We start from the raw sequence: 22,017 nt of genomic DNA, 5'->3' as shown, positions 1-22,017 counted from the left end.
CCGGCATCGCCGCGCGGGGCCGCGTCCTGCTTTGCAACCACGCCCGCGGCCGTGCCCGCGGCCGGGCGGCGCGCCGCGCGTAATCGCGGATGGCTCAACGCGCCTGGGTCGTGGCAAACTGCCGGTATGACTCCCTCCTTGCCATGAAAGCCAGCCTTCAACTCCGCCTGTCGCAACATCTGGCGCTGACGCCCCAGCTACAGCAGTCGATCCGGCTCCTGCAGTTGTCGACGCTCGAATTGCAGCAGGAAGTCGCGATGGCCGTCGCGCAGAACCCGCTGCTCGAGAACGACGACGAATGGATAGCGAGCCCGCTGCGTGTCGCAGCGGACGGATCGTTGATCGCGCAGACGCCTCCCGCCCAGAACACCGAGCCCGCTGCGACAAACAGCAGCAGTTCGTCGAGCGAGCGCGCCGAGCGCGACGAACCGGCCGGCGCGGACGAATACGACGGTTACGCGTCCGGCGACGGCAACGACGGCCCGCAGTGGAATCTCGACGAATTCGGCCGCGCGAGCGGCGCGTCCGACGACGACGACCTCCCGCCGCTGCAGGTGCAGGAAGCGGCGACGTCGCTGCGCGACCACCTGTCCGCGCAGTTGCGCGTCACGCAGGCCAGCCCGCGCGATCGCGCGCTCGTGATGTTCCTGATCGAATCGCTCGACGACGACGGCTACCTGACCGCCACGCTCGACGAAGTGCTCGCCGACCTGCCGCCCGAGCTGGAAATCGACTGCGACGAACTGAACGCGGCGCTCGCGCTGCTGCACAGCTTCGACCCGGCCGGGGTCGGCGCCCGCTCGGCATCCGAATGCCTGAAGCTGCAGTTGCTGCGCCTCGATCCGTCCCCGACACGCACGCTCGCACTCGAGATCGTGTCGCAGCATCTCGAACTGCTCGCCGCCCGCGACTTCACGCGGCTGCGCAAGCACCTGAAGGCGAGCGACGACGCGCTGCGCGACGCGCACACGCTGATCCGCTCGCTGGAGCCGTTCCCCGGCGCCGCATACGGCAAGGCCGAGGCCGACTACGTCGTGCCCGACATCATCGTGAAGAAGGCCGGCCAGGGATGGCTCGCGGAGCTCAATCCGGAGGTCGTGCCGCGCCTGCGGATCAACAACCTCTACGCGAACATCCTGCGCAACAGCCGCGGCGATCCGTCGGCCGGCTCGCTCAAGCAGCAGCTCCAGGAAGCACGCTGGCTGATCAAGAACATCCAGCAGCGATTCGACACGATCCTGCGTGTCGCGCAGGCGATTGTCGAGCGTCAAAAGAACTTCTTTGCGCACGGTGAAATTGCCATGCGCCCCTTGGTTTTGCGGGAAATAGCTGATACGCTGGGCCTACACGAGTCGACTGTCAGCCGTGTGACAACCGGGAAGTACATGCTGACCCCGTTCGGGACGCTTGAATTTAAGTACTTCTTCGGATCTCACGTTTCGACCGACACCGGTGGCGCCGCCTCGTCGACCGCCATCCGAGCCCTCATCAAGCAACTGATAGGAGCTGAAGACCCAAAATCGCCACTTTCGGACAGCCGCATTGCCGAGCTGCTGGCAGAACAGGGGTTCGTGGTCGCGCGCCGCACGGTTGCGAAGTATCGCGAAGCCCTCAAGATCCCGGCAGTGAATCTGCGCAAGTCTCTTTAAGCCTGCTGCCTGCCCGGCGGCAGGCGTGTTCCGGCCACCGCGCACACGGGGAACAGGCCGGGCGACCTGTCCGCGATACGCCGCCTCGTGCGGCACGGGCAAGTCGACCGGAGCGCCGCCTCGATGCGGCCGGGTGGTCACTCGCTTGGAGAAGCACTATGAACCTGAAGATCAGTGGACATCATCTCGAAGTCACGCCTGCAATTCGCGAATACGTGATCACCAAGCTGGACCGGGTGCTACGGCATAGCGATCAGGTGATCGATGGCACTGTGATCCTCTCGGTCGACAATCACAAGGAAAAGGACAAGCAGCAGCGCGCGGAAATCAATCTGCATCTGAAGGGCAAGGACATCTTCGTCGAAAGCGCGAACGGTAACCTGTATGCGGCGATTGACCTGCTGATCGACAAGCTGGACCGTCAGGTCGTCAAGCACATGGAGCGCCTGCAAACGCACGCGCACGACCCGATCAAGCTTCAACCGTCGATCGACCAGATCGAACTGCCGCCGCAGTAACCTTCACCGCAACACACACGTCGCCCGGCTCGCCGGGCGTTTTTTTTGCGAATCCTCGCGGTGGTGCAACCGGTCCGTCCACGCTGCGCCACGCACGCAGCTGTGCTCTATAATGTTCCGGTTATCGCCGGGGGGCGCTGGATGCGGTAGCTGCCTTGCAGATTGCCGATGCAGAACGCCTTGATATCGCCGAACATGGATGATCAGTCTGCCGCCGCAAGGAGACCCCAGGCCGCCCAATCGCCTGCCAACATGAATCGCCTAGCCAAAATCCTGCCCATAGAGAACGTCGTCATCGACCTCTCAGTCACCAGCAAGAAACGCGTGTTCGAACAAGCCGGGCTGATGTTCGAGAATCAGAACGGCATCGCCCGCAGCACCGTCACGGACAACCTGTTCGCGCGCGAGCGCCTCGGCTCGACCGGGCTCGGCGAAGGCGTCGCGATTCCGCACGGACGCATCAAGGGTCTCAAGCACCCGCTCGCCGCGTTCGTCCGGCTCGCCGATGCGATCCCGTTCGAAGCCCCCGACGGCCAGCCGGTCGGCCTCCTGATCTTCCTGCTCGTGCCCGAGCAAGCCACCCAGCAACACCTCGAGATCCTGTCGGAAATCGCGCAACTGCTGTCCGATCGCGACGCGCGCGAGCGTCTGCACAACGAAACGGACATCGCCGAGTTGCATCGCCTGCTCACTCAGTGGCAACCTTGAGTTGATCCGGGCGGATTATTTTCCCGTACGAGGCGGCGCACGCCGCCGTCCAGGGCCGCCCGGCGCCGGCCCGGCATGGCGACGTCCGTCGCCGCGCGCATGCACCGGCCCATTGGAGTGACGGAGCAGTCATGGATACGTCCAGCATCAACGCCCAGAGCATCTTCGACGACAACGCGGCCACGCTGAAACTGAGCTGGCTGACGGGGCATGAAGGCTGGGAACGCGGCTTTTCGGCCGACACCGTCGGCAATGCAACCTCGAGCGCCGACCTCGTCGGCCACCTGAACCTGATCCACCCGAACCGGATCCAGGTGCTCGGCGAAGCCGAAATCGACTACTACCAGCGGCAGACCGACGAAGACCGCTCGCGCCACATGGCCGAGCTGATCGCCCTCGAACCGCCGTTCCTCGTCGTCGCGGGCGGCGCCGCCGCCCCGCCCGAACTCGTGCTGCGTTGTACACGCTCGTCGACCCCGCTGTTCACGACGCCGATGTCGGCCGCTGCGGTGATCGACAGCCTGCGGCTCTACATGTCGCGGATCCTCGCGCCGCGCGCGACGCTGCACGGCGTGTTCATCGACATCCTCGGGATGGGCGTGCTGCTGACCGGCGATTCGGGCCTCGGCAAGAGCGAACTCGGCCTCGAGCTGATCAGCCGCGGCCACGGCCTCGTCGCCGACGACGCGGTCGATTTCGTCCGACTTGGCCCCGATTTCGTCGAAGGGCGCTGCCCGCCGCTGCTGCAGAACCTGCTCGAAGTGCGCGGCCTCGGCCTGCTCGACATCAAGACGATCTTCGGCGAAACCGCCGTGCGGCGGAAAATGAAGCTGAAGCTGATCGTCCAGCTCGTGCGGCGCCCCGACGGCGAATTCCAGCGCCTGCCGCTCGAAAGCCAGACCGTCGACGTGCTCGGCTTGCCGATCAGCAAGGTCACGATCCAGGTTGCGGCCGGCCGCAACCTCGCGGTGCTCGTCGAGGCAGCCGTCCGGAACACGATCCTGCAGTTGCGCGGAATCGACACGTTGCGCGATTTCATGGATCGGCAACGACTCGCGATGCAAGATCCCGACAGTCAATTCCCCGGCAAACTGGTGTAACCCGCACGCGCCGGCCACGCAACGCCGACGCGTCGAGCCGGTGCTATGATGAAACGTCAGGATTCTCTGCTTCCCATGCGCATCGTCCTCATCACCGGCATCTCCGGCTCAGGCAAGTCCGTCGCGCTGAACGCGCTCGAAGACGCAGGCTATTACTGCGTCGACAACCTGCCGCCGCACGTGCTCCCCGAACTTGCCCGCTACCTCGCGGAGGATGGCCAGCACCGGCTCGCGGTCGCGATCGACGCGCGCTCGAGCGCATCGCTCGACGAAATGCCCGGCCTGATTCGCGAGCTGTCGCGCGAGCACGACGTGCGCGTGCTGTTCCTCAACGCGAGCACCCAGTCGCTGATCCAGCGCTTCTCCGAAACGCGCCGCCGTCATCCGCTGTCCGGCTCGCTGTCGCACGATGCGGACGTCGGCCTGCTGTCGTCGCTCGAGGAAGCGATCGAGCGCGAACGCCACCTCGTCGCGCCGCTCGCCGAATTCGGCCACCAGATCGACACGAGCACGCTGCGCGCGAACGCGCTGCGTACGTGGGTCAAGCGCTTCATCGAGCAGAAGAACAACGACCTGATGGTGATGTTCGAATCGTTCGGTTTCAAGCGCGGCGTGCCGCTCGACGCCGACCTGATGTTCGACGTGCGCGCGCTGCCGAACCCGTACTACGACCACGAGTTGCGCCCGCTCACCGGGCTCGACCAACCGGTCATCGCCTTTCTCGACGCACTGCCGATCGTCCACCAGATGATCGACGACATCCATGCGTTCCTGATGAAATGGCTGCCGCACTTCCGCGATGACAACCGCAGCTACCTGACCGTCGCCATCGGCTGCACGGGCGGGCAGCATCGTTCGGTGTTCATCGCGGAAACGCTTGCCGCGCGCCTTGCGCGCGAGGCGAACGTGATCGTGCGGCATCGTGACGCGCCAGTGGATGTCGACGCGTCGTCGCGGCTCGTCTCCGAGGTCGACCGACCCTAGCGACGCACGCCCCAACGCCCGCGCGCCATGTCCTCCCTATCGACCACCCTGATCGACCTGCCGCTGTTTCCGCTGCACACGGTGCTGTTTCCGGGGGGGCTGCTCCCGCTCAAGGTGTTCGAGGCGCGTTATCTCGACATGTCCCGCGCGTGCCTGCGCGACAACGCGCCGTTCGGCGTGTGCCTGCTGAAGAGCGGGCCCGAAGTCGCACAGGACGGCGCCGTGTCGGTGCCCGAGACCATCGGCTGCATGGCGCGCATCACCGAGTGCGATACCGGCGAATTCGGCATGCTTTATCTGCAGGCCGTCGGCACGCAGCGTTTCGAGCTGCTGTCGTATCGCGTCGAAGGCAACGGGCTGCTGGTCGGCATCGCTGAGCCGCTGCCCGACGACATCCCGCTCGAAGGCGAGCAGGCGCTCGCTCAATTCGGCTCGTGCGCCGAGGTGCTCGAGCGCATCATCAACGCGCTGAAGAAGTCCGATCCGGAGAAAATGCCGTTCGGCGAACCGTTCCGCCTCGACGATCCGAGCTGGGTGTCGAACCGCCTCGCGGAACTGCTGCCGCTCGACCTGCGCGCGCGGCAGAAGCTGATGGAGTTTCCGGACGTCGGCGCGCGCATCGATGCCGTGCACCACGTGCTCGACCGGCACGGCTGGCTGTAACTACCGCGGCCGATTCCGTCGCGCGTCGCACCCGCCGGAAGACCTTTCCCGCAAGCGGTATCCCGGCGCCTTCCCGAACGCAGCCCGCGCCGCGCCCTTCCCGTTCGTTACAACAGCGGCCCGCTCAGCGCATCGAGCAGCTTGCGCACGGGCGCCGGCACGCCGTACGCGTCGAGCCTGCTCAGCGGGACCCACGCGGTATCCGCATCCCGCGCCCCCGAAGGCAGGCCGCCACCGTCGGCCGTGTCGCTCAGCCGAGGCTCGATCTCGAGCCGGAAATGCGTAAACGTGTGCGTGAGCGGCGCGAGCGGCACCGTGCCGCCGCCGCCGAAGCCGCGCGCGAGTTCCGCGAGCGCGGCGTCGCCGTCCGCTTGCGGCAGGCTCCACAGCCCGCCCCAGATGCCGGTCGGCGGCCGGCGCTCGAGCAGCACGGCATCACCGTGGCGCAGCACGAGCATCCAGGTCTTGCGTGTCGGCACCGCCTTCTTCGGCCGCGCGGCCGGCAGCTCGCGCTGGCGGCCCGTCGATTGCGCAACGCAATCGCCCGCGAACGGGCAACGCGCGCAATCGGGCTTGCCGCGCACGCACAGTGTCGCGCCGAGATCCATCAGCCCCTGCGTATACGCGCTCACGTCGGCCGCATTCGCGGCGTCGGGCAACAGCGATTCGGCGAGCGCCCACATGTCGTTCTCGACACGCTTCTCGCCCGGAAAGCCCTCGACGCCGAAAACCCGCGCAAGTACGCGCTTCACATTGCCGTCGAGGATCGTCGCGCGCGCGCCGTACGCGAACGACGCAATCGCCGCGGCCGTCGAACGGCCGATGCCCGGCAGTTCGGCCAACGCGTCGGGCGTCGCCGGAAACGCGCCGCCGTGCTCGGCGACGACGGCCTGCGCGCAGCGGTGCAGATTGCGCGCGCGCGAGTAGTAACCGAGCCCCGCCCACAGCGCCATCACGTCGTCGGTCGGCGCAGCCGCGAGCGCGGCGACGTCCGGGTAGCGTTCGAGAAAGCGCGTGTAATACGGGATGACGGTCGATACCTGCGTCTGCTGCAGCATGATTTCCGACAGCCAGATCCGGTACGGATCTCGCGTGTTCTGCCACGGCAGGTCGTGGCGGCCATGCTCGCGCTGCCATGCGACCAGGCGCGTGGCGAACGTGCGATGCAGCGGCGTGACGGGGAACGGAGCGGGGGCGATGCGGGGCGGCTTCAAGTTATCTGATCGGGGAATAAGGTTTCAACGCTGAGGTTTCAACGCTGGCAGGTCGGGCAAAAATAAGTCGACCGTTGGCCCTGCACGATCTGGCGAATCGGTGTGCCGCATACGCGGCAGGGTTGGCCGGCACGGTCGTAGACAAAGCAGTCGAGCTGGAAATAGCCGCTTTCGCCGTTGCTGCCGACAAAATCGCGCAACGTGCTGCCGCCACGCTCGATCGCGTCGGCGAGCGTCGCGCGCACCGCGTCGGCCAGCCGCTCGTAGCGCGGCAGCGAGACCTTGCCGGCGGCCGTCGTCGGCCGGATGCCCGCGCGAAACAGGCTCTCCGACGCATAGATGTTGCCGACGCCGACGACCATGTCGCCCGCGAGCAGCGCCTGCTTGACCGACACGGTGCGGCCGCGCGTGCGCGCGTGCAGCAGCGCGCCGGTAAACGCCGGCGAGAACGGCTCGACGCCGAGGCTCGCGAGCAGCGGATGTGCATGCACGTCGCCTGCTTCGCGCGGGTGCCACAGCACCGCGCCGAAGCGGCGCGGATCGCGGAACCGCAGCACGAATTCGTCGAAGATCCAGTCGATGTGGTCATGCTTGGCGGCGACCGGCACGCCGTCGGCGGGCAGCACGCGCAGCGTGCCCGTCATGCCGAGATGGACGATGAACCAGCCTGCGTCGACCTCGAACAGCAGGTACTTGCCGCGACGCTCGACGGCGAGCACCTCGCGCGCGCGCAACTGCTCGGCGAGCCCTGCCGGCACGGGCCAGCGCAACATCTCGGTACGGACGTCGACTCGCTCGACGCGGCGGCCTGCGACAAAGGGCTCGATGCCCCGGCGCGTGACTTCGACTTCTGGCAACTCTGGCATGTTTTACGGGTCTGAGGCTGGATTCACGATCGTGCGTGTATTGTAGCGAGCGCGTTACAATCGGTTGAAACATCGAACGGATTTCCATGACCCTGCCCTCGAAGCTGCTTCTGAAGCGCCCCGCCGCCGTGCGCGGCGCGCGTGCCTTCCCGGTCCGCCGTGCGCTCGGCGCCGCGCTGTTCGCCGCCTGGACCCTCACCGCCTTCCCGGCTCACGCGCAGGATCCGGCATCGGACGACGCGGAACCGCAGGGCGCGTTCGAGCACGTGATGCCGGACGAGCAGAAGAATCTCCCCGGCGTTCCGCTGACGAGCCAGATCGTCTACCAGGTGCTCGCCGCCGAGGTCGCGCTCCAGCGCAACCAGCCCGCGCCGGCCTACCAGACCTACCTCGCGCTTGCCCGCGACACGCGCGATCCGCGCATGGCCCAGCGCGCGACCGAGATCGCGCTCGGTGCGCAGAGCCCGGCCGACGCGCTGTCCGCCGCGAACCTGTGGCGCCAGTACGCACCGGAATCGAACCGGGCGTCGCAAGTCGACGCCGCGCTGCTGGTGCTCGCCGGCAAGCCGGCCGACGCGCAGCCGATGCTCGCGCGCGAGCTGGCCCGGGCGACCGGCGAGACGCGCGGCCCGGCGATCCTCGCGCTGCAGGCGCTGCTCGTGCGCGGCCCCGACCGCGTCGGCGGCCTCGCGGTGCTGAAGGACATGCTGAAGAACGACCTGAACCGGCCCGAGGCTCAGCTCGCGATCGCGCGCCAGCAGCTTGCGGTCGACGACAAGGACGGCGCCGCGCAGTCGCTGAAGCAGGCGCTGCAGATCCGCCCCGACTACCTGCCGGCGGCCCTGATGCTGTCGCAGATGGGGCCTGCGGAACGCGCGGCGGGCATCGCGTCGTTCGAGAAGTATGTTCAGCAGAATCCGAAGTCGCGCGATGCGCGGCTCGCGCTGTCGCAGCTCTATCTCGCCGACGATCGCCTCGACGACGCGCAGAAGCAGTTCGAGACGATGCGCAAGCTCGACTCGAAGGATCCGACGCCGCTGATGGCGCTCGCGCTGATCAAGATCCAGCAGAAGAAGCTCGACGAAGCCACCGCCTACCTGAAGCAGTACGTACAGCTCGGCGACAAGCAGCCGAACCTCGACGTCGGCCAGGGCTACATCTACCTCGCGCAGATCGCGATCGACCAGAGCAACGACGCGCTGGCGTCGCAATGGCTCGACAAGGTCGACCAGACGAGCCAGCACTATCTCCCCGCGCAGATCACGCGCGCGCAACTGCTGCAGAAACAGGGCAAGACCGACGAGGCGCGCAAGGTGCTCGACAACCTGCCGATCACGGATCCGCGTGATGCCGCCGTGGTCGCTCGCACCGACGCGTCGATCCTGTTCACCGCGAAGCGCTACCCGGAAGCCGAGGCCCGGCTCGGGCAGGCGGTCCAGGACTTCCCGGACGATCCCGACCTGCGCTACGACTACGCGATGGCGGCCGAAAAAACCGGTCATTACACGACGATGGAAAAGCAGCTGCGCGAGCTGATCCGCACGCAGCCCGACAATCCGCAGGCGTACAACGCGCTCGGCTATTCGCTCGCCGACCGCAACCAGCGGCTGCCCGAAGCCAGCAAGCTGATCGACAAGGCGATGACGCTCGCGCCGAACGACGCCTACATCATGGACAGTCTCGGCTGGGTGAAGTACCGGATGGGCGATACGGCCGGCGCGGCGAAGGTGCTACGGCGCGCGTACGAACTGCAGCCGAACGCCGAAATCGGCGCGCATCTCGGCGAAGTGCTGTGGAAGAGCGGCGCGCAGGACGACGCGCGTTCCGCGTGGCGTGACGCGCAGAAGCTCGAGCCGGACAACGACACGCTCGTGCAGACGCTGAAACGCCTCCAGATCAACGGCCTCTGATGCAGATGTTCCCGACGTTTTCCCTGTCCTCCCGCGCGCAGCGCACGCTGGCCGCAGCCGGCGCGGCGCTTGCGCTCGCCGGCTGCGCGAGCACGCCGCCGTCGGCCGGCGTGCCGACGGGCGCGCCGCTGCAGACCGCCGCAGCGCACGCTTACCATGGCCGCTTTGCGGTGCAGTACGACGACCGTCTCGGCAAGCAGCAGAACGTGTACGGCAACTTCGACTGGCAGGAGCACGGCGACGACGTGTCGCTCGAGCTGCGCAGCCCGCTCGGCCAGACGCTCGCGGTCGTGAAATCGACGCCGCAGGCGGCATCGCTCGAATTGCCGAACCGTCCGACGCAATATGCGCCGGACGTCGGCGACCTGATGCAGAAAACGCTCGGCTTCGAACTGCCGCTCGCGGGCCTGCGCTACTGGCTGCTGCCCACGGCCGCGCCCGCGACCCCTGCGGAAACGGTGCGCGACCCGGCCGACGGCACGCGCGTCAAGCAGATCCGCCAGGACGGCTGGACGATCGACTACCTTGCCTACGCGGATGCCCCGGCCACGGGCGTCAAACGCGTCAACCTCGTGCGCGCGACCCCGCCGCTCGACATCAAGCTCGTGCTCGACCAGTGAGCACCGGCCCAGCCCAGACATACGCATGACCGATTCGACCCGCTCGCTGCGCAATTGCCTTGCGCCCGCGAAACTCAACCTGTTCCTGCACATCACCGGCCGCCGCCCGAACGGCTATCACGATCTGCAGAGCGTGTTCCAGTTGCTGAACTGGGGCGACACGCTGCATTTCACGCTGCGCGACGACGGTCGCGTCGCGCGCGTCACCGACGTGCCCGGCGTGCCAGAGGAAAGCGACCTCGTCGTGCGCGCAGCCAACCTGCTGAAAGCACATACGGGCACCGCGCACGGCGTCGACATCGAGATCGACAAGTGCCTGCCGATGGGGGCCGGCCTTGGCGGCGGCAGCTCCGACGCCGCAACGACGCTGCTCGCACTGAACCGCCTGTGGCGACTCGACCTGCCGCGCGCCGAGCTTCAGTCGCTCGCGGTCAAACTCGGCGCAGACGTCCCGTTTTTTATTTTTGGAAAAAATGCGTTCGCAGAGGGTATCGGAGAAGAATTAGCTGAGGTACAATTGCCGACTCGCTGGTTCTTGGTTGTGACGCCAAGCGTTCATGTCCCGACCGCTGAAATATTTTCAGATGAGTTGTTGACAAGAGATACGAAGCCCGTCACAATTGCTGACTTTCTTGCACAGCAAACCAGCGATGCGGGATGGCCAGACAGTTTCGGCCGGAACGACATGCAGGAAGTTGTAACAAGGAAGTACGCGGAAGTTGCGCAGGCGGTTAAATGGTTGTATGATTTGACCCCCGCGAGGATGACCGGCTCCGGAGCAAGCGTGTTTGCAGCGTTTCACAGCAAGCACGAGGCAGAAGCGGCGAAAGCCAAGCTGCCCGCCAGTTGGAATGGTGCAGTTGCCGAGAGTCTGGACGAGCATCCGCTCTTCGCTTTCGCGTCATGAAGTTTTACTTTGCCGAACGGCCTACACGAGTTCGGTAAAGCAGTCAGTTAAGTGTAGGGGAGTCGCCAAGTTGGTCAAGGCACCGGATTTTGATTCCGGCATGCGAGGGTTCGAGTCCTTCCTCCCCTGCCAAAAAATTTTCCCGCATTTCCCGCCCAAGCCTGAAGCAGGTGCACGATGAGCAGCCACAGCCATGATGGCCTGATGGTCTTTACTGGCAACGCGAATCCCGCGCTCGCCCAGGAAGTCGTCAATATCCTTGGTATCCCCCTCGGCAAAGCAATGGTCAGCCGTTTCTCCGACGGCGAGATCCAGGTCGAGATCCAGGAAAACGTGCGCGGCAAGGACGTCTTTGTCCTGCAATCCACGTGCGCACCGACGAACGACAACCTGATGGAACTGATGATCATGGTCGATGCGCTCAAGCGCGCATCCGCCGGCCGGATCACTGCAGCCATCCCCTACTTCGGCTACGCCCGTCAGGATCGCCGCCCGCGTTCGGCGCGTGTTGCGATCTCGGCGAAGGTCGTCGCGAACATGCTGGAAATCGCCGGCGTCGAACGGATCATCACGATGGATCTGCACGCCGACCAGATTCAAGGCTTCTTCGACATCCCGGTCGACAACATCTACGCAACGCCGATCCTGCTGGGTGACCTGCGCAAGCAGAACTACCCGGATCTGCTCGTCGTGTCGCCGGACGTCGGCGGCGTGGTGCGTGCCCGGGCACTCGCGAAGCAGCTCAACTGCGATCTCGCGATCATCGACAAGCGTCGCCCGAAGGCGAACGTCTCCGAAGTGATGAACATCATCGGTGAAGTCGAAGGCCGCACCTGCGTGATCATGGACGACATGGTCGATACGGCAGGCACGCTCTGCAAGGCCGCGCAAGTGCTGAAGGAGCGCGGCGCGAAACAGGTTTTCGCCTACGCGACGCACCCGGTGCTGTCGGGTGGCGCGGGTGATCGCATCGCCGCGTCGGCACTCGACGAGCTGGTGGTCACCGACACGATCCCGCTGTCCGCCGAATCGCTCGGCTGCTCGAAGATCCGTGCACTGACGAGCGCGAGCCTGCTGGCCGAAACGTTCTCGCGGATCCGCCGCGGCGATTCGGTGATGTCGCTGTTCGCGGAATCCTGATCGCGAATCGACTGAACAAAGTATGCGCAGAAAGCGAAGCGGCAACGCTTCGCTTTTTGCACAATCGGACGGGATAGACGAAACCCCGTCCGCTTCATCGGGGGCCGACATTTGACGGCCCCGTTTTACTGCCTGGTCGCGGGCAGCCATTGGAGAATCATATGAAAGTCGTCGCTTTCGAGCGCCAACAGCAAGGTACGGGTGCGAGCCGCCGCCTGCGCAACGCCGGTAAGACCACGGGTATCGTTTACGGTGGCGAAGCAGCCCCGCAAAAGATCGAACTCGATCACAACGCCCTGTGGCACGCCCTGAAGAAGGAAGCTTTCCACTCGTCGATCCTCGACCTCGAAGTGGCTGGCCAGTCGCAACAGGTTCTGCTGCGCGACGTGCAATACCACCCGTTCAAGCAACTGGTGCTGCACGTGGACTTCCAGCGCGTTGACGCGAAGAAGAAGCTGCACACGAAGGCTCCGCTGCACTTCCTGAACGCTGAAATCAGCCCGGCCGTGAAGCTGTCGAGCGCGGTCGTTTCGCACGTCGCGACGGAAATCGAAATCGAGTGCCTGCCGGCTGACCTGCCGGAGTTCCTCGAAGTCGACCTGTCGAAGATCGAAGCCGGTCAATCGCTGCACGCGAAGGACATCGCACTGCCGAAGGGCGTCGCGCTGGTCGCGCACGTCGACGCGGAAAACCCGGTTGTCGCATCGGCGACGGTCCCGGCTGGTGCCGTGTCGGACGCAGCCGAAGGCGAAACGCCGGCTGCCTAAGCGGCCGCCTACGCGCCTCTCATCGATCCGTTTCACGAAACGGTCGACGCAACCCGCCGCGGCTTGCCCGGCGGGTTTTTCTTTTTCTGCGCCCAGGCGGCGGCTGCCGCCTTCGAAACGTCATGATCAAATTGATCGTCGGCCTCGGCAATCCCGGGGCGGAATACACCGCGACGCGCCACAACGCCGGCTTCTGGCTGATCGACCAGCTCGCCCGCGAAGCAGGCGCGACGCTGCGCGACGAACGCCGCTTCCATGGCTTCTACGCGAAAGCGCGCCTGCACGGTGAGGAAGTCCACCTGCTCGAGCCGCAAACCTACATGAACCGCTCCGGCCAGTCGGTCGTCGCGCTCGCGCAGTTCTTCAAGATCCTGCCCGACCAGATCCTCGTCGCACACGACGAGCTCGACCTGCCGCCCGGCACCGTGAAGCTGAAGCTCGGCGGCGGCAGCGGCGGCCACAACGGCCTGAAGGACATCACCGCACACCTGTCGTCGCAACAGTATTGGCGGCTGCGGATCGGCATCGGCCATCCGCGCGACCTGATTCCGGAAAGCGCCCGCGCCGGCGCGAAGCCCGATGTCGCGAACTTCGTGCTGAAGCCGCCGCGCCGCGAGGAACAGGACGTGATCGACGCGTCGATCGAGCGCGCGCTCGCCGTGATGCCGATGGTCGTCAAGGGCGAACTCGACCGCGCGACGATGCAGCTGCATCGCAATTGACCGCAGCGCCCCGCGACGATCCATCGCGCCGCCCGGCGTCGCCGGGCGGCCCCGCCCGCCCCATCCTGCGCATACTTGGGGTAATCTGGTCGCTTTGCCCGACAGGAGCCAAGCGGTGAGCCGTTACTGGAGCGACGTCGTTCAGCAACTCGTGCCTTACGTGCCGGGCGAGCAGCCCGCGCTCGCACACCCGGTCAAGCTGAACACCAACGAGAATCCCTATCCGCCGTCGCCGCGCGTCGTCGCGGCGATCGCACGCGAACTCGGCGCGACCGGCGACACGCTGCGCCGCTATCCGGACCCGGTTGCACGCGCGCTGCGCGAGACGGTCGCGGCCCATCACCGCATCCAGCCCGAGCAGGTGTTCGTCGGCAACGGCTCCGACGAGGTGCTCGCGCACGCATTCCAGGCGCTGCTCAAGCATGACCGGCCGCTGCGCTTCCCCGACATCACGTACAGCTTCTATCCGACCTATGCACGCCTGTACGGCGTCGAGACGACGGTCGTGCCGCTCGCGGATGACTTCTCGATCCGCGTCGACGACTATCTCGACGACGCCGGCGGCGTGCTGTTTCCGAACCCGAACGCGCCGACCGGGCGCGCGCTGCCGCTCGCGGATGTCGAGCGGATCGCAGCCGCGAATCCGTCGTCGGTCGTCGTGATCGACGAAGCCTATGTCGACTTCGGCGCGCAGTCCGCGATTGCGCTGATCGATCGCTACCCGAACCTGCTCGTCGTGCACACGACGTCGAAGGCGCGCTCGCTCGCGGGCATGCGCGTCGGTTTCGCATTCGGCGATGCCGCGCTGATCGACGCGCTGAACCGCGTGAAGGACAGCTTCAACTCGTACCCGCTCGACCGGCTCGCGCAAGTCGCCGCGCAGGCGGCGTACGAAGACACCGATTATTTCAGCGCAACCTGCCGGCGCGTGATCGATAGCCGGACGCGGCTCACGCACGCGCTCGACACGCTCGGCTTCGACGTCGTGCCGTCGGCCGCGAATTTCGTGTTCGCGCGCCATCCCGCGCACGACGCGGGCGCCATCGCGGCCAAACTGAAGGAACGGGAAATTTTCGTGCGGCACTTCGGGCTGCCGCGAATCGACCAGCACCTGCGCATCACCGTCGGCACCGATGCCGAATGCGATGCGCTCGTCGCGGCGTTGCGCGAGCTGCTGGCCTGACATGAAGGAATCGGCGCCAGGCGGCGCCGATCCGGATGCGTGACGTGCGTGCCGAAGACCCCGGGCGCGCGCGTCACCGCGGGGTCACGACGCGTCGTCGCCTTTCACGGCGATCAACGCGTGATACTTCTCCATCAATTGCGCGTGCGATTCGTCATGCTGCGGATCGCGCGGAATGCATTCGACCGGACACACCTGCTGGCACTGCGGTTCGTCGAAATGGCCGACGCACTCGGTGCACTTGTTCGGGTCGATCACGTAGATGTCCGGGCCCATCGAAATCGCGCCGTTCGGGCACTCGGGCTCGCATACGTCGCAATTGATGCACTCGTCGGTAATCATCAAAGCCATACTGATCTCACTTCTTCAGGCCGGCGGCCGGCTTCGCGACGAAACCGGCCGGCGCCGCGTCACGCGGCAGGGCCTCCCATCGCCGTCACTTTCTCGGTCAGCCACTTCTCGACGGACGGGAACACGAACTTGCTGACATCACCGCCCAACTGCGCGATTTCGCGCACGATCGTGCCCGAGATGAACTGGTACTGGTCGGACGGCGTCATGAACATCGTCTCGACGTCGGGCAACAGATAGCGGTTCATCCCCGCCATCTGGAACTCATATTCGAAATCGGACACGGCTCGCAGGCCGCGCACGATCACGCGTGCGTTGTTGGTGCGGACGAAGTCCTTCAGGAGGCCGGTGAAACTCATCACCTTCACGTTCGGGTAATGGCCGAGCACCTCGTTCGCAATCGTCAGACGTTCTTCCAGCGAGAAGAACGGCTTTTTCGCGCGGCTGTCGGCCACACCGACCACCAGCGTATCAAAAATGCTCGACGCACGCCGCACGAGGTCTTCGTGCCCGCGCGTCAGCGGATCGAACGTACCGGGATACACGGCGACTACCATGTCGCTCCTCCTGTCATCACGCAAACGGGATGGCAGCGGTGCCATGCGCACGCGACTGCCGAGATGGGCATGCGTCGCCTTTGCAGCGCGCCGCCTCGTATGGAACGCGCATTATTCATCATTTTCGCGCCGCAGCAAATGATAGTGAACCGCACCGGCCTTGCCGTGCTTCACCACCTCCCAGCCCGCGAGCGCATCGTGCGCGGCCGGGTCGAGCTCCGCCCCCGTTTCGACGTACAGCGCGCCGCCCGCCGCGACGAGCGGCGCCGCCAGTGCGACCGCGCGATCGAGCACAGCCGGTTCGCCGAACGGCGGATCGAGAAACACGACGTCGAACGCGCCCGGCGTGAGCCCGGCCGCGAGCCGCAACGCGTCCGCCTCCGCGACCTCGACCGCACGCGCGCCGAGCTTGTCCTTGATCGCACGCAGCTGCTGCGCGGCGCGCGGGTGGCGCTCGACCATCACGACGCTCGCCGCGCCACGCGACGCGGCCTCGAAACCGAGCGCGCCCGTGCCCGCGAACAGGTCGAGGCAACGCCGGCCTTCGAGATCCTGGCCGAGCCAGTTGAACAGCGTTTCGCGCACGCGATCGGGCGTCGGCCGCAGGCCGTCGAGATCGAGCACCGCGAGCGGCGTGCGTTTCCAGTCGCCGCCGATGATGCGGATCGTGTGCGGCTTGCCGCGGCTGGAGGGGGCCGCCGGGCGGCCGGAAGAGGAACGGGACATACGGAATATCGACGACGGAGGGACCGGGCGCGCGCAGGGGCGCACCGCCAAACAGGCGCACGTTACCACAGCGGCGGCGCGCACTGACGCGAGCGCCACGCCGCACTGATAAAATGCACGGTTTCGGCCGCCGTGCGCCGCGCCCGCGCGAACGCAGGACGGCCCGTCCGGTGCCCCGCTTCCGGCGGCGGCCCGCCCTCTTCCCGACGTCAGACCATGTTCAGCTTCTTCAAACGATTCAAGAAAACGCAGGAGCCCGATCCGGCGGAATCGCAATCGGCCGACGCGCAGCAAACGGACGAACCGTCCGATGCGCCCGCGGTCGAGGCCCCGCCTGCGGCCGAGGTGCCGCAAGCGGCCGCGCAACCGGCCGCGCCGGCCGTCGTGATGACGGTCACGCCGACCAACGACGGCCGCGACGAAGTCGTCGAGACGGTCGAAATCGTTCCGCCGCCGCTGCAGGACGCCACCGCGAAGAAATCGTGGCTCGCCCGCCTGAAAACGGGGCTCGCCAAGACGGGCTCGAGCATCACCGGCGTCTTCGTCAACACGAAGATCGACGAGGATCTGTACGAGGAGCTCGAAACCGCGCTGCTGATGTCCGACGCGGGCGTCGACGCGACCGAGTACCTGCTCGGCGCGCTACGCGAAAAGGTGCGCGCGGGTCGCCTGACCGACCCGCAGCAGGTGAAGGCCGCGCTGCACGACCTGCTCGTCGAGTTGCTGACGCCGCTCGAGAAGTCGCTGATGCTCGGCCGCGCGCAACCGCTCGTGATGATGATTACCGGCGTGAACGGTGCGGGCAAGACGACCAGCATCGGCAAGCTCGCAAAGCATCTGCAGAGCTTCGACCAGTCGGTGCTGCTGGCCGCAGGCGACACGTTCCGCGCGGCTGCGCGCGAACAGCTGGCGGTCTGGGGCGAGCGCAACAACGTGACGGTCGTGCAGCAGGAAAGCGGCGATCCGGCCGCGGTGATCTTCGACGCGGTCAGCGCCGCGCGCGCGCGCAAGATCGACGTGATGATGGCCGACACGGCCGGCCGCCTGCCGACGCAGCTCCACCTGATGGAAGAGCTGAAGAAGGTGAAGCGCGTGATCTCGAAGGCGCACGACGGCGCGCCGCACGAAGTGCTGCTGGTGATCGACGCGAACACCGGCCAGAACGCGCTCACGCAGGTCAAGGCATTCGACGACGCGCTCGGCCTCACCGGCCTCATCGTCACGAAGCTCGACGGTACCGCGAAGGGCGGGATTCTCGCCGCGATCGCGCGGCAGCGCCCGGTGCCGGTCTACTTCATCGGCGTCGGCGAGAAGGTCGAGGATCTGCAGCCGTTCAGCGCGGTCGAATTCGCGGACGCGCTGCTCGGCTGAACACCGCCGGCACGCATCGCACGGGGCGCCTTCGGGCGCCCTTTTTCATGCGCGCCCGGTCATGCATGCCGGGCGCACCGCGCTCATTCGGCGTCGGGCTGCGCGCCGGGCTCGGCGGCCTTGAACGCATCGAGCGTCGACGCATGGTCGACGATCCGCTGGATCGTCGGATAACGCGTCGTGTCGATCGAGAAGCGGTTCGCGTTGAACACCTGCGGCACGAGGCACACGTCGGCGAGTGTCGGCGTGTCGCCGAAACACAGCTTGCCGGTGCGCGGATCGCTCGCGAGACGGGTCTCGAGCGATTCGAAGCCCGCCTCGATCCAGTGCCGGTACCACGCGTTCTTCGCTTCTTCGGGCACCTTCAGCGTGTGCTTCAGGTACTTCAGCACGCGCAGGTTGTTGAGCGGATGGATTTCGCACGCGATCTGCAGCGCGACCGCACGCACATAGGCGCGATCGACCGGCTGCTTCGGCAGCAGCGCCGGTTCCGGATGGGTTTCCTCGAGATATTCGATGATCGCGAGCGACTGCTGCAGCGTCGCGTCGCCGTCGGTCAGCGTCGGCACGACCGCGTCCGGATTCAGCGCGCGGTACGCGTCCTTCAGTTGCTCGCCGCCGTCACGCAGCATGTGCACGGGAACATAGTCGAACGACAGCTGCTTCAGGTTCAGGGCGATCCGCACGCGGTACGACGCGGAACTGCGGAAATAGCTGTAAAGCTTCATGGGATGTCTCTCGTAGTCGTATTCGGCCGGCAACGGCACGGGCGCGGCGCAGCCGGCGCGCGCACCGCCGGGAAGCAGAGTGTAGCGCGCCGCGATGCGCCCCCCTTGCTTGCGTCGTCCGCGCCCGTGCGATACTCGGGCATTCCTCACCGCTCACAGCGCGGCCCGATGCCGGCCGCCCGCCCCACGCCCCGATGACCGCTTCCCACGATCCCGCCGCCGTTCCGTTCCCGTGCGCCCGCTTCATCAAGGAAATCGGCCGCGGCCCGAACGGCGCACGCGCGCTGTCCGCCGAGGACACGTTCGAGCTCTATCGCGCGATGCTCGACGCGCGCGTGTCGGATGTCGAACTCGGCGCGATCCTGATCGCCTATCGGCTGAAGGGCGAATCCGCCGACGAGCTGGCCGCGATGCTCGCCGCCGCGCAGGCGTCGTTCGAGCCCGTGCACGTACAGGACGCGGCGTTCCGTCCCGTCGCGATCCCGAGCTACAACGGCGCGCGCAAGCAGCCGAACCTCGTGCCGCTGCTCGCACTGCTGCTCGCGCGCGAAGGCGTGCCGGTGCTCGTGCATGGTGTCGAGCAGGATCCGGGCCGCGTGACGAGCGCCGAGATCTTCTCGGCGCTGTCGCTTGCTCCGTCGGCGTCGCACGATGCGATCGAGGACACGCTTGCCGAGCGCCGCGTCGCGTTCGCGTCGATCGAGGTGCTGGCGCCGCGCATCGCGCGCCTGCTGTCGATGCGCCGCGTGCTCGGTGTGCGCAATTCGACGCACACGCTCGTGAAGATCCTGCAGCCGTTCGCACCGGCCGGCCTGCGGCTCGTCAACTACACGCACCCGCCGTACCGCGACAGCCTCGCGCAGCTGTTCCGCGACCATCCCGACGCCGCGCTCGGCGGCGCGCTGCTCGCGCGCGGCACCGAGGGCGAAGCCGTTGCCGACACGCGGCGCCAGGTACAGGTCGACTGGCTGCACGACGGCGTGTGCGACACGCTGATCGAGGCCGAGCGCTCGTCGACCGATGCGCCCCCCGTCGCCCTGCCCGAATCGCGCGATGCAGCCACGACGGCCGCGTGGACGGACGCCGTATTGCGCGGCGAGGTGCCGGTGCCCGACACCGTCGCCCGCCAGGTCGCGACGATCGTGCAGATCACCCGCATCGCGCGCTGACGGCACGCCCGCGAACCGGCCCCGCGCGCCGGGCATTTGACACGCGGGCGCATCCTGGCATAGAGTTGCCGTCATGCGTTCCTTTCCGAACACCCTCCGAATTACCTCCGGCCGCCTAGCGCGGCCGCTATCGCTACGACTAGCCTAAGGCTGTCGTAGCGCCGTGTGCTGTCCGCACGGTCCCTCCCAGCAGTTCCTCGCAGTACCCCTCTCGCAGTTTTTACAACCCGAAGTCGTCAGCATTCGTCCGTCTATCCGTCGGCCGATTCGCGAAGATCATCCGCATCCGCAGCGCGCTCGCGTGCCGCGGAGCGAGGCAGCGCCAACCGTCGCCCATGCCGCCCGTCTTCGCTCGCGACTTGAGACCCGAGGTCCAGAAGATGCAGCGCAATCCGCAAGACAAGTACCGTCCGTTCGAGCCCGTCCGCCTCAATGGCCGCAAATGGCCGTCGCGCACCATCGAGCGCGCGCCCGTCTGGATGAGCACCGACCTGCGCGACGGCAACCAGTCGCTGATCGAGCCGATGAGCATCGAGCAGAAGCTCGAATTCTTCGAGATGCTGGTCGCGATCGGGTTCAAGGAGATCGAGGTCGGTTTTCCGTCGGCGTCGCAAACCGACTTCGATTTCGTCCGCAAGCTGATCGACGACAAGCGGATTCCCGATGACGTGACGATCGAAGTGCTCGTGCAGGCGCGCGAAGACCTGATCGCTCGCACGTTCGACGCGCTCGAAGGCGTGCCGCGCGCGATCGTGCACCTGTACAACGCGGTCTGCCCGTCGTTCCGCCGCATCGTGTTCGGGATGTCGAAGGCCGACGTGAAGGCGCTCGCGGTCGACGGCACGCGCATCATCAAGGAGCACGCTGCCGCGCGCCCCGACACGCAGTGGACCTTCCAGTACTCGCCGGAAACCTTCAGCATGACCGAGTTGACGTTCGCACGCGAGATCTGCGACGCGGTCGCGCAAACCTGGCGCCCGACCCGCGACCACAAGATGATCGTCAACCTGCCGGCCACCGTCGAAGCCGCGAGCCCGAACGTGTTCGCCGACCAGATCGAATGGATGGACCGCAACCTCGCGTATCGCGACAGCATCGTGCTGTCCGTGCATCCGCACAACGACCGCGGCACGGCGGTCGCGGCGGCCGAGCTCGCGCTGCTCGCGGGCGCCGACCGCATCGAGGGTTGCCTGTTCGGCAACGGCGAGCGTACCGGCAACGTCGATCTCGTCACGCTCGCGCTGAATCTCTACACGCAGGGCATCGATCCGGGCCTCGATTTCTCCGACATCGACGCGGTGCGCCGCGTCGTCGAACGCTGCAACCAGATTCCGGTGCATCCGCGCCACCCGTACGCGGGCGACCTCGTGTTCACCGCGTTCTCCGGTTCGCACCAGGACGCGATCCGCAAGGGCTTCGCGCAGCAGCGCCCCGACGCGCCGTGGGAAGTGCCGTACCTGCCGATCGACCCGGCCGACCTCGGCCGCAGCTACGACGCGGTGATCCGTGTCAACAGCCAGTCCGGCAAGGGCGGCGCGACGTTCCTGCTCGAACGCGGGATGGGCTTCACGCCGACGCGGCGCGTGCAGATCGAATTCAGCCACGCGGTGCAGACGCTTGCCGACGCGTCGGGAGAGGAAGTGACGGGCGACGCGATCTGCGCGCTGTTCGCGCGCGAATTCTTCGACACCGACGGCCCGGCCGCGCGCCATGGCAACGGCGCGCGCTGGCAGAACCGCGAGATCGCGACGGCGCCCGCGGCGGATATCGCACCCGACGATGCCGTGCGACGTTTGGCCGCGGCATTCGCGGCCGCCGCCGGCGTCGCGATCGACATCGCTTCGTGCGAACACGCGCGCACGACGGACGGGCGGATCGCGGTATCGGTGGGTTGCCGGGTCGGCGATGCGCCGCTGCGGCACGGCGTCGGCCTGCACGCCGATGCGGCGGGCGCCGCGCTCGATGCGCTCGTCAGCGCGATCAACCGCTCGGCCTGGCACTGCGCGGATCGCCGCGCGGCGGCCTGACGGACGGTTCCGCTTCAGGGTTCAAACGTCAGCGAGCGGTGCGTGACCGCTCGTGCGCCGCGCGATCCGCGCCGCACGAGGCAGCAAAAAGCGGCCCAGAAGGCCGCTTCGATCGGGACATGAAAACGGGCGCCACG

At 66.7% G+C, this 22,017-nt stretch carries 22 protein-coding genes and 1 tRNA gene; 17 read left to right on the top strand and 6 right to left on the bottom strand.

Annotated features, from left to right (window positions below; genetic code table 11):
• Positions 1–143: 143 nt before the first annotated feature.
• The 6 genes from E9536_RS26435 to E9536_RS26410 all read left to right on the top strand — a co-directional run bounded on the left by E9536_RS26435 (position 144) and on the right by E9536_RS26410 (position 5,622).
• Positions 144–1,649, top strand: coding sequence for an RNA polymerase factor sigma-54 (locus E9536_RS26435; RefSeq protein ID WP_042977154.1), 1,506 nt, complete (start codon positions 144–146; stop codon positions 1,647–1,649).
• Positions 1,650–1,807: 158 nt separating this feature from the next.
• On the top strand, positions 1,808–2,167 hold the full coding sequence (gene raiA / locus E9536_RS26430) for a ribosome-associated translation inhibitor RaiA (RefSeq protein WP_006477786.1): 360 nt from the start codon (positions 1,808–1,810) through the stop codon (positions 2,165–2,167).
• Between the two features lie 168 nt (positions 2,168–2,335).
• Entirely contained in the window at positions 2,336–2,875 is a 540-nt protein-coding gene (locus E9536_RS26425; RefSeq protein ID WP_034195946.1) for a PTS sugar transporter subunit IIA, read from the top strand.
• Between the two features lie 131 nt (positions 2,876–3,006).
• Positions 3,007–3,975 carry an HPr(Ser) kinase/phosphatase gene (gene hprK / locus E9536_RS26420; RefSeq protein ID WP_011353227.1) on the top strand — a complete coding sequence of 323 codons (969 nt, stop codon included), beginning with the start codon at positions 3,007–3,009 and terminating at the stop codon, positions 3,973–3,975.
• 75 nt (positions 3,976–4,050) lie between these two features.
• A complete protein-coding gene (gene rapZ, locus E9536_RS26415) occupies positions 4,051–4,959 on the top strand; it encodes an RNase adapter RapZ (RefSeq protein ID WP_021162602.1) in 909 nt (302 codons plus the stop codon).
• Between the two features lie 27 nt (positions 4,960–4,986).
• Positions 4,987–5,622, top strand: coding sequence for an LON peptidase substrate-binding domain-containing protein (locus E9536_RS26410; RefSeq protein ID WP_027789102.1), 636 nt, complete (start codon positions 4,987–4,989; stop codon positions 5,620–5,622).
• A gap of 107 nt (positions 5,623–5,729) precedes the next feature.
• On the opposite strand, the gene mutY is transcribed toward E9536_RS26410, so the two are convergent.
• Positions 5,730–6,836 (bottom strand): A/G-specific adenine glycosylase, encoded by a 1,107-nt coding sequence (mutY, locus tag E9536_RS26405; RefSeq protein WP_060198574.1) that lies wholly within the window; start codon positions 6,834–6,836, stop codon positions 5,730–5,732.
• A 38-nt stretch (positions 6,837–6,874) separates the two neighbouring features.
• Positions 6,875–7,702, bottom strand: a complete 828-nt coding sequence (gene mutM, locus E9536_RS26400; RefSeq protein ID WP_059688686.1) for a bifunctional DNA-formamidopyrimidine glycosylase/DNA-(apurinic or apyrimidinic site) lyase — start codon at positions 7,700–7,702, stop codon at positions 6,875–6,877.
• An 86-nt stretch (positions 7,703–7,788) separates the two neighbouring features.
• Between mutM and E9536_RS26395 the strand changes: the two genes are divergently transcribed.
• The 8 genes from E9536_RS26395 to hisC all read left to right on the top strand — a co-directional run bounded on the left by E9536_RS26395 (position 7,789) and on the right by hisC (position 14,951).
• Positions 7,789–9,612, top strand: a complete 1,824-nt coding sequence (locus E9536_RS26395) for a tetratricopeptide repeat protein (RefSeq protein WP_124544378.1) — start codon at positions 7,789–7,791, stop codon at positions 9,610–9,612.
• Positions 9,612–10,232, top strand: coding sequence for a lipoprotein insertase outer membrane protein LolB (gene lolB, locus E9536_RS26390; protein ID WP_027789098.1), 621 nt, complete (start codon positions 9,612–9,614; stop codon positions 10,230–10,232). The genes E9536_RS26395 and lolB overlap by 1 nt, the downstream gene beginning before the upstream one ends.
• Before the next feature lie 25 nt (positions 10,233–10,257).
• Positions 10,258–11,139, top strand: a complete 882-nt coding sequence (gene ispE / locus E9536_RS26385) for a 4-(cytidine 5'-diphospho)-2-C-methyl-D-erythritol kinase (protein ID WP_060084184.1) — start codon at positions 10,258–10,260, stop codon at positions 11,137–11,139.
• 55 nt (positions 11,140–11,194) lie between these two features.
• Positions 11,195–11,271: transfer RNA gene (locus tag E9536_RS26380), tRNA-Gln, on the top strand.
• A gap of 45 nt (positions 11,272–11,316) precedes the next feature.
• The gene (locus tag E9536_RS26375; RefSeq protein ID WP_027789096.1) at positions 11,317–12,279 is read left to right on the top strand and encodes a ribose-phosphate pyrophosphokinase; all 963 of its coding nucleotides are present in this window, start codon (positions 11,317–11,319) and stop codon (positions 12,277–12,279) included.
• 161 nt (positions 12,280–12,440) lie between these two features.
• Complete coding sequence (locus E9536_RS26370) at positions 12,441–13,046, top strand: 50S ribosomal protein L25/general stress protein Ctc (protein ID WP_027789095.1); 606 nt, start codon at positions 12,441–12,443, stop codon at positions 13,044–13,046.
• 122 nt (positions 13,047–13,168) lie between these two features.
• Positions 13,169–13,768: an aminoacyl-tRNA hydrolase gene (gene pth / locus E9536_RS26365; protein ID WP_021163050.1), complete on the top strand. Its 600-nt coding sequence runs from the start codon at positions 13,169–13,171 to the stop codon at positions 13,766–13,768.
• A gap of 115 nt (positions 13,769–13,883) precedes the next feature.
• Positions 13,884–14,951 carry a histidinol-phosphate transaminase gene (gene hisC, locus E9536_RS26360; protein WP_136471194.1) on the top strand — a complete coding sequence of 356 codons (1,068 nt, stop codon included), beginning with the start codon at positions 13,884–13,886 and terminating at the stop codon, positions 14,949–14,951.
• A gap of 84 nt (positions 14,952–15,035) precedes the next feature.
• Here hisC and E9536_RS26355 read toward each other — a convergent pair whose 3' ends face one another.
• From E9536_RS26355 to rsmD, 3 genes are all read right to left on the bottom strand, one after another.
• Positions 15,036–15,302, bottom strand: a complete 267-nt coding sequence (locus tag E9536_RS26355) for a YfhL family 4Fe-4S dicluster ferredoxin (protein WP_006477774.1) — start codon at positions 15,300–15,302, stop codon at positions 15,036–15,038.
• 59 nt (positions 15,303–15,361) lie between these two features.
• Positions 15,362–15,859, bottom strand: coding sequence for a pantetheine-phosphate adenylyltransferase (coaD, locus tag E9536_RS26350; protein WP_021163047.1), 498 nt, complete (start codon positions 15,857–15,859; stop codon positions 15,362–15,364).
• A 111-nt stretch (positions 15,860–15,970) separates the two neighbouring features.
• On the bottom strand, positions 15,971–16,585 hold the full coding sequence (rsmD, locus tag E9536_RS26345; protein ID WP_027789093.1) for a 16S rRNA (guanine(966)-N(2))-methyltransferase RsmD: 615 nt from the start codon (positions 16,583–16,585) through the stop codon (positions 15,971–15,973).
• A 216-nt stretch (positions 16,586–16,801) separates the two neighbouring features.
• On the opposite strand from rsmD, the gene ftsY reads away from it, so the two are divergent.
• The gene (gene ftsY, locus E9536_RS26340; RefSeq protein ID WP_124840099.1) at positions 16,802–17,956 is read left to right on the top strand and encodes a signal recognition particle-docking protein FtsY; all 1,155 of its coding nucleotides are present in this window, start codon (positions 16,802–16,804) and stop codon (positions 17,954–17,956) included.
• An 83-nt stretch (positions 17,957–18,039) separates the two neighbouring features.
• Here the strand turns inward: ftsY and maiA are convergent, their stop codons facing one another.
• Positions 18,040–18,684 (bottom strand): maleylacetoacetate isomerase, encoded by a 645-nt coding sequence (gene maiA, locus E9536_RS26335; RefSeq protein WP_027789092.1) that lies wholly within the window; start codon positions 18,682–18,684, stop codon positions 18,040–18,042.
• Positions 18,685–18,878: 194 nt separating this feature from the next.
• Here maiA and ybiB point away from each other — a divergent pair, with 194 nt between their 5' ends.
• Both ybiB and leuA read left to right on the top strand, forming a co-directional pair.
• Positions 18,879–19,853 (top strand): DNA-binding protein YbiB, encoded by a 975-nt coding sequence (ybiB, locus tag E9536_RS26330; RefSeq protein WP_021163043.1) that lies wholly within the window; start codon positions 18,879–18,881, stop codon positions 19,851–19,853.
• A gap of 380 nt (positions 19,854–20,233) precedes the next feature.
• Positions 20,234–21,880, top strand: coding sequence for a 2-isopropylmalate synthase (gene leuA, locus E9536_RS26325; protein WP_136471192.1), 1,647 nt, complete (start codon positions 20,234–20,236; stop codon positions 21,878–21,880).
• The last annotated feature ends 137 nt before the right edge of the window (positions 21,881–22,017 follow it).

Origin of the sequence: Burkholderia sp. LS-044 (assembly GCF_004803625.1) — a bacterium.
GTDB classification, from domain to species: domain Bacteria; phylum Pseudomonadota; class Gammaproteobacteria; order Burkholderiales; family Burkholderiaceae; genus Burkholderia; species Burkholderia cepacia.
The sequence above is the reverse complement of the archived record's forward strand: the minus strand, read 5'-3'. Positions and strand labels throughout refer to the sequence as shown.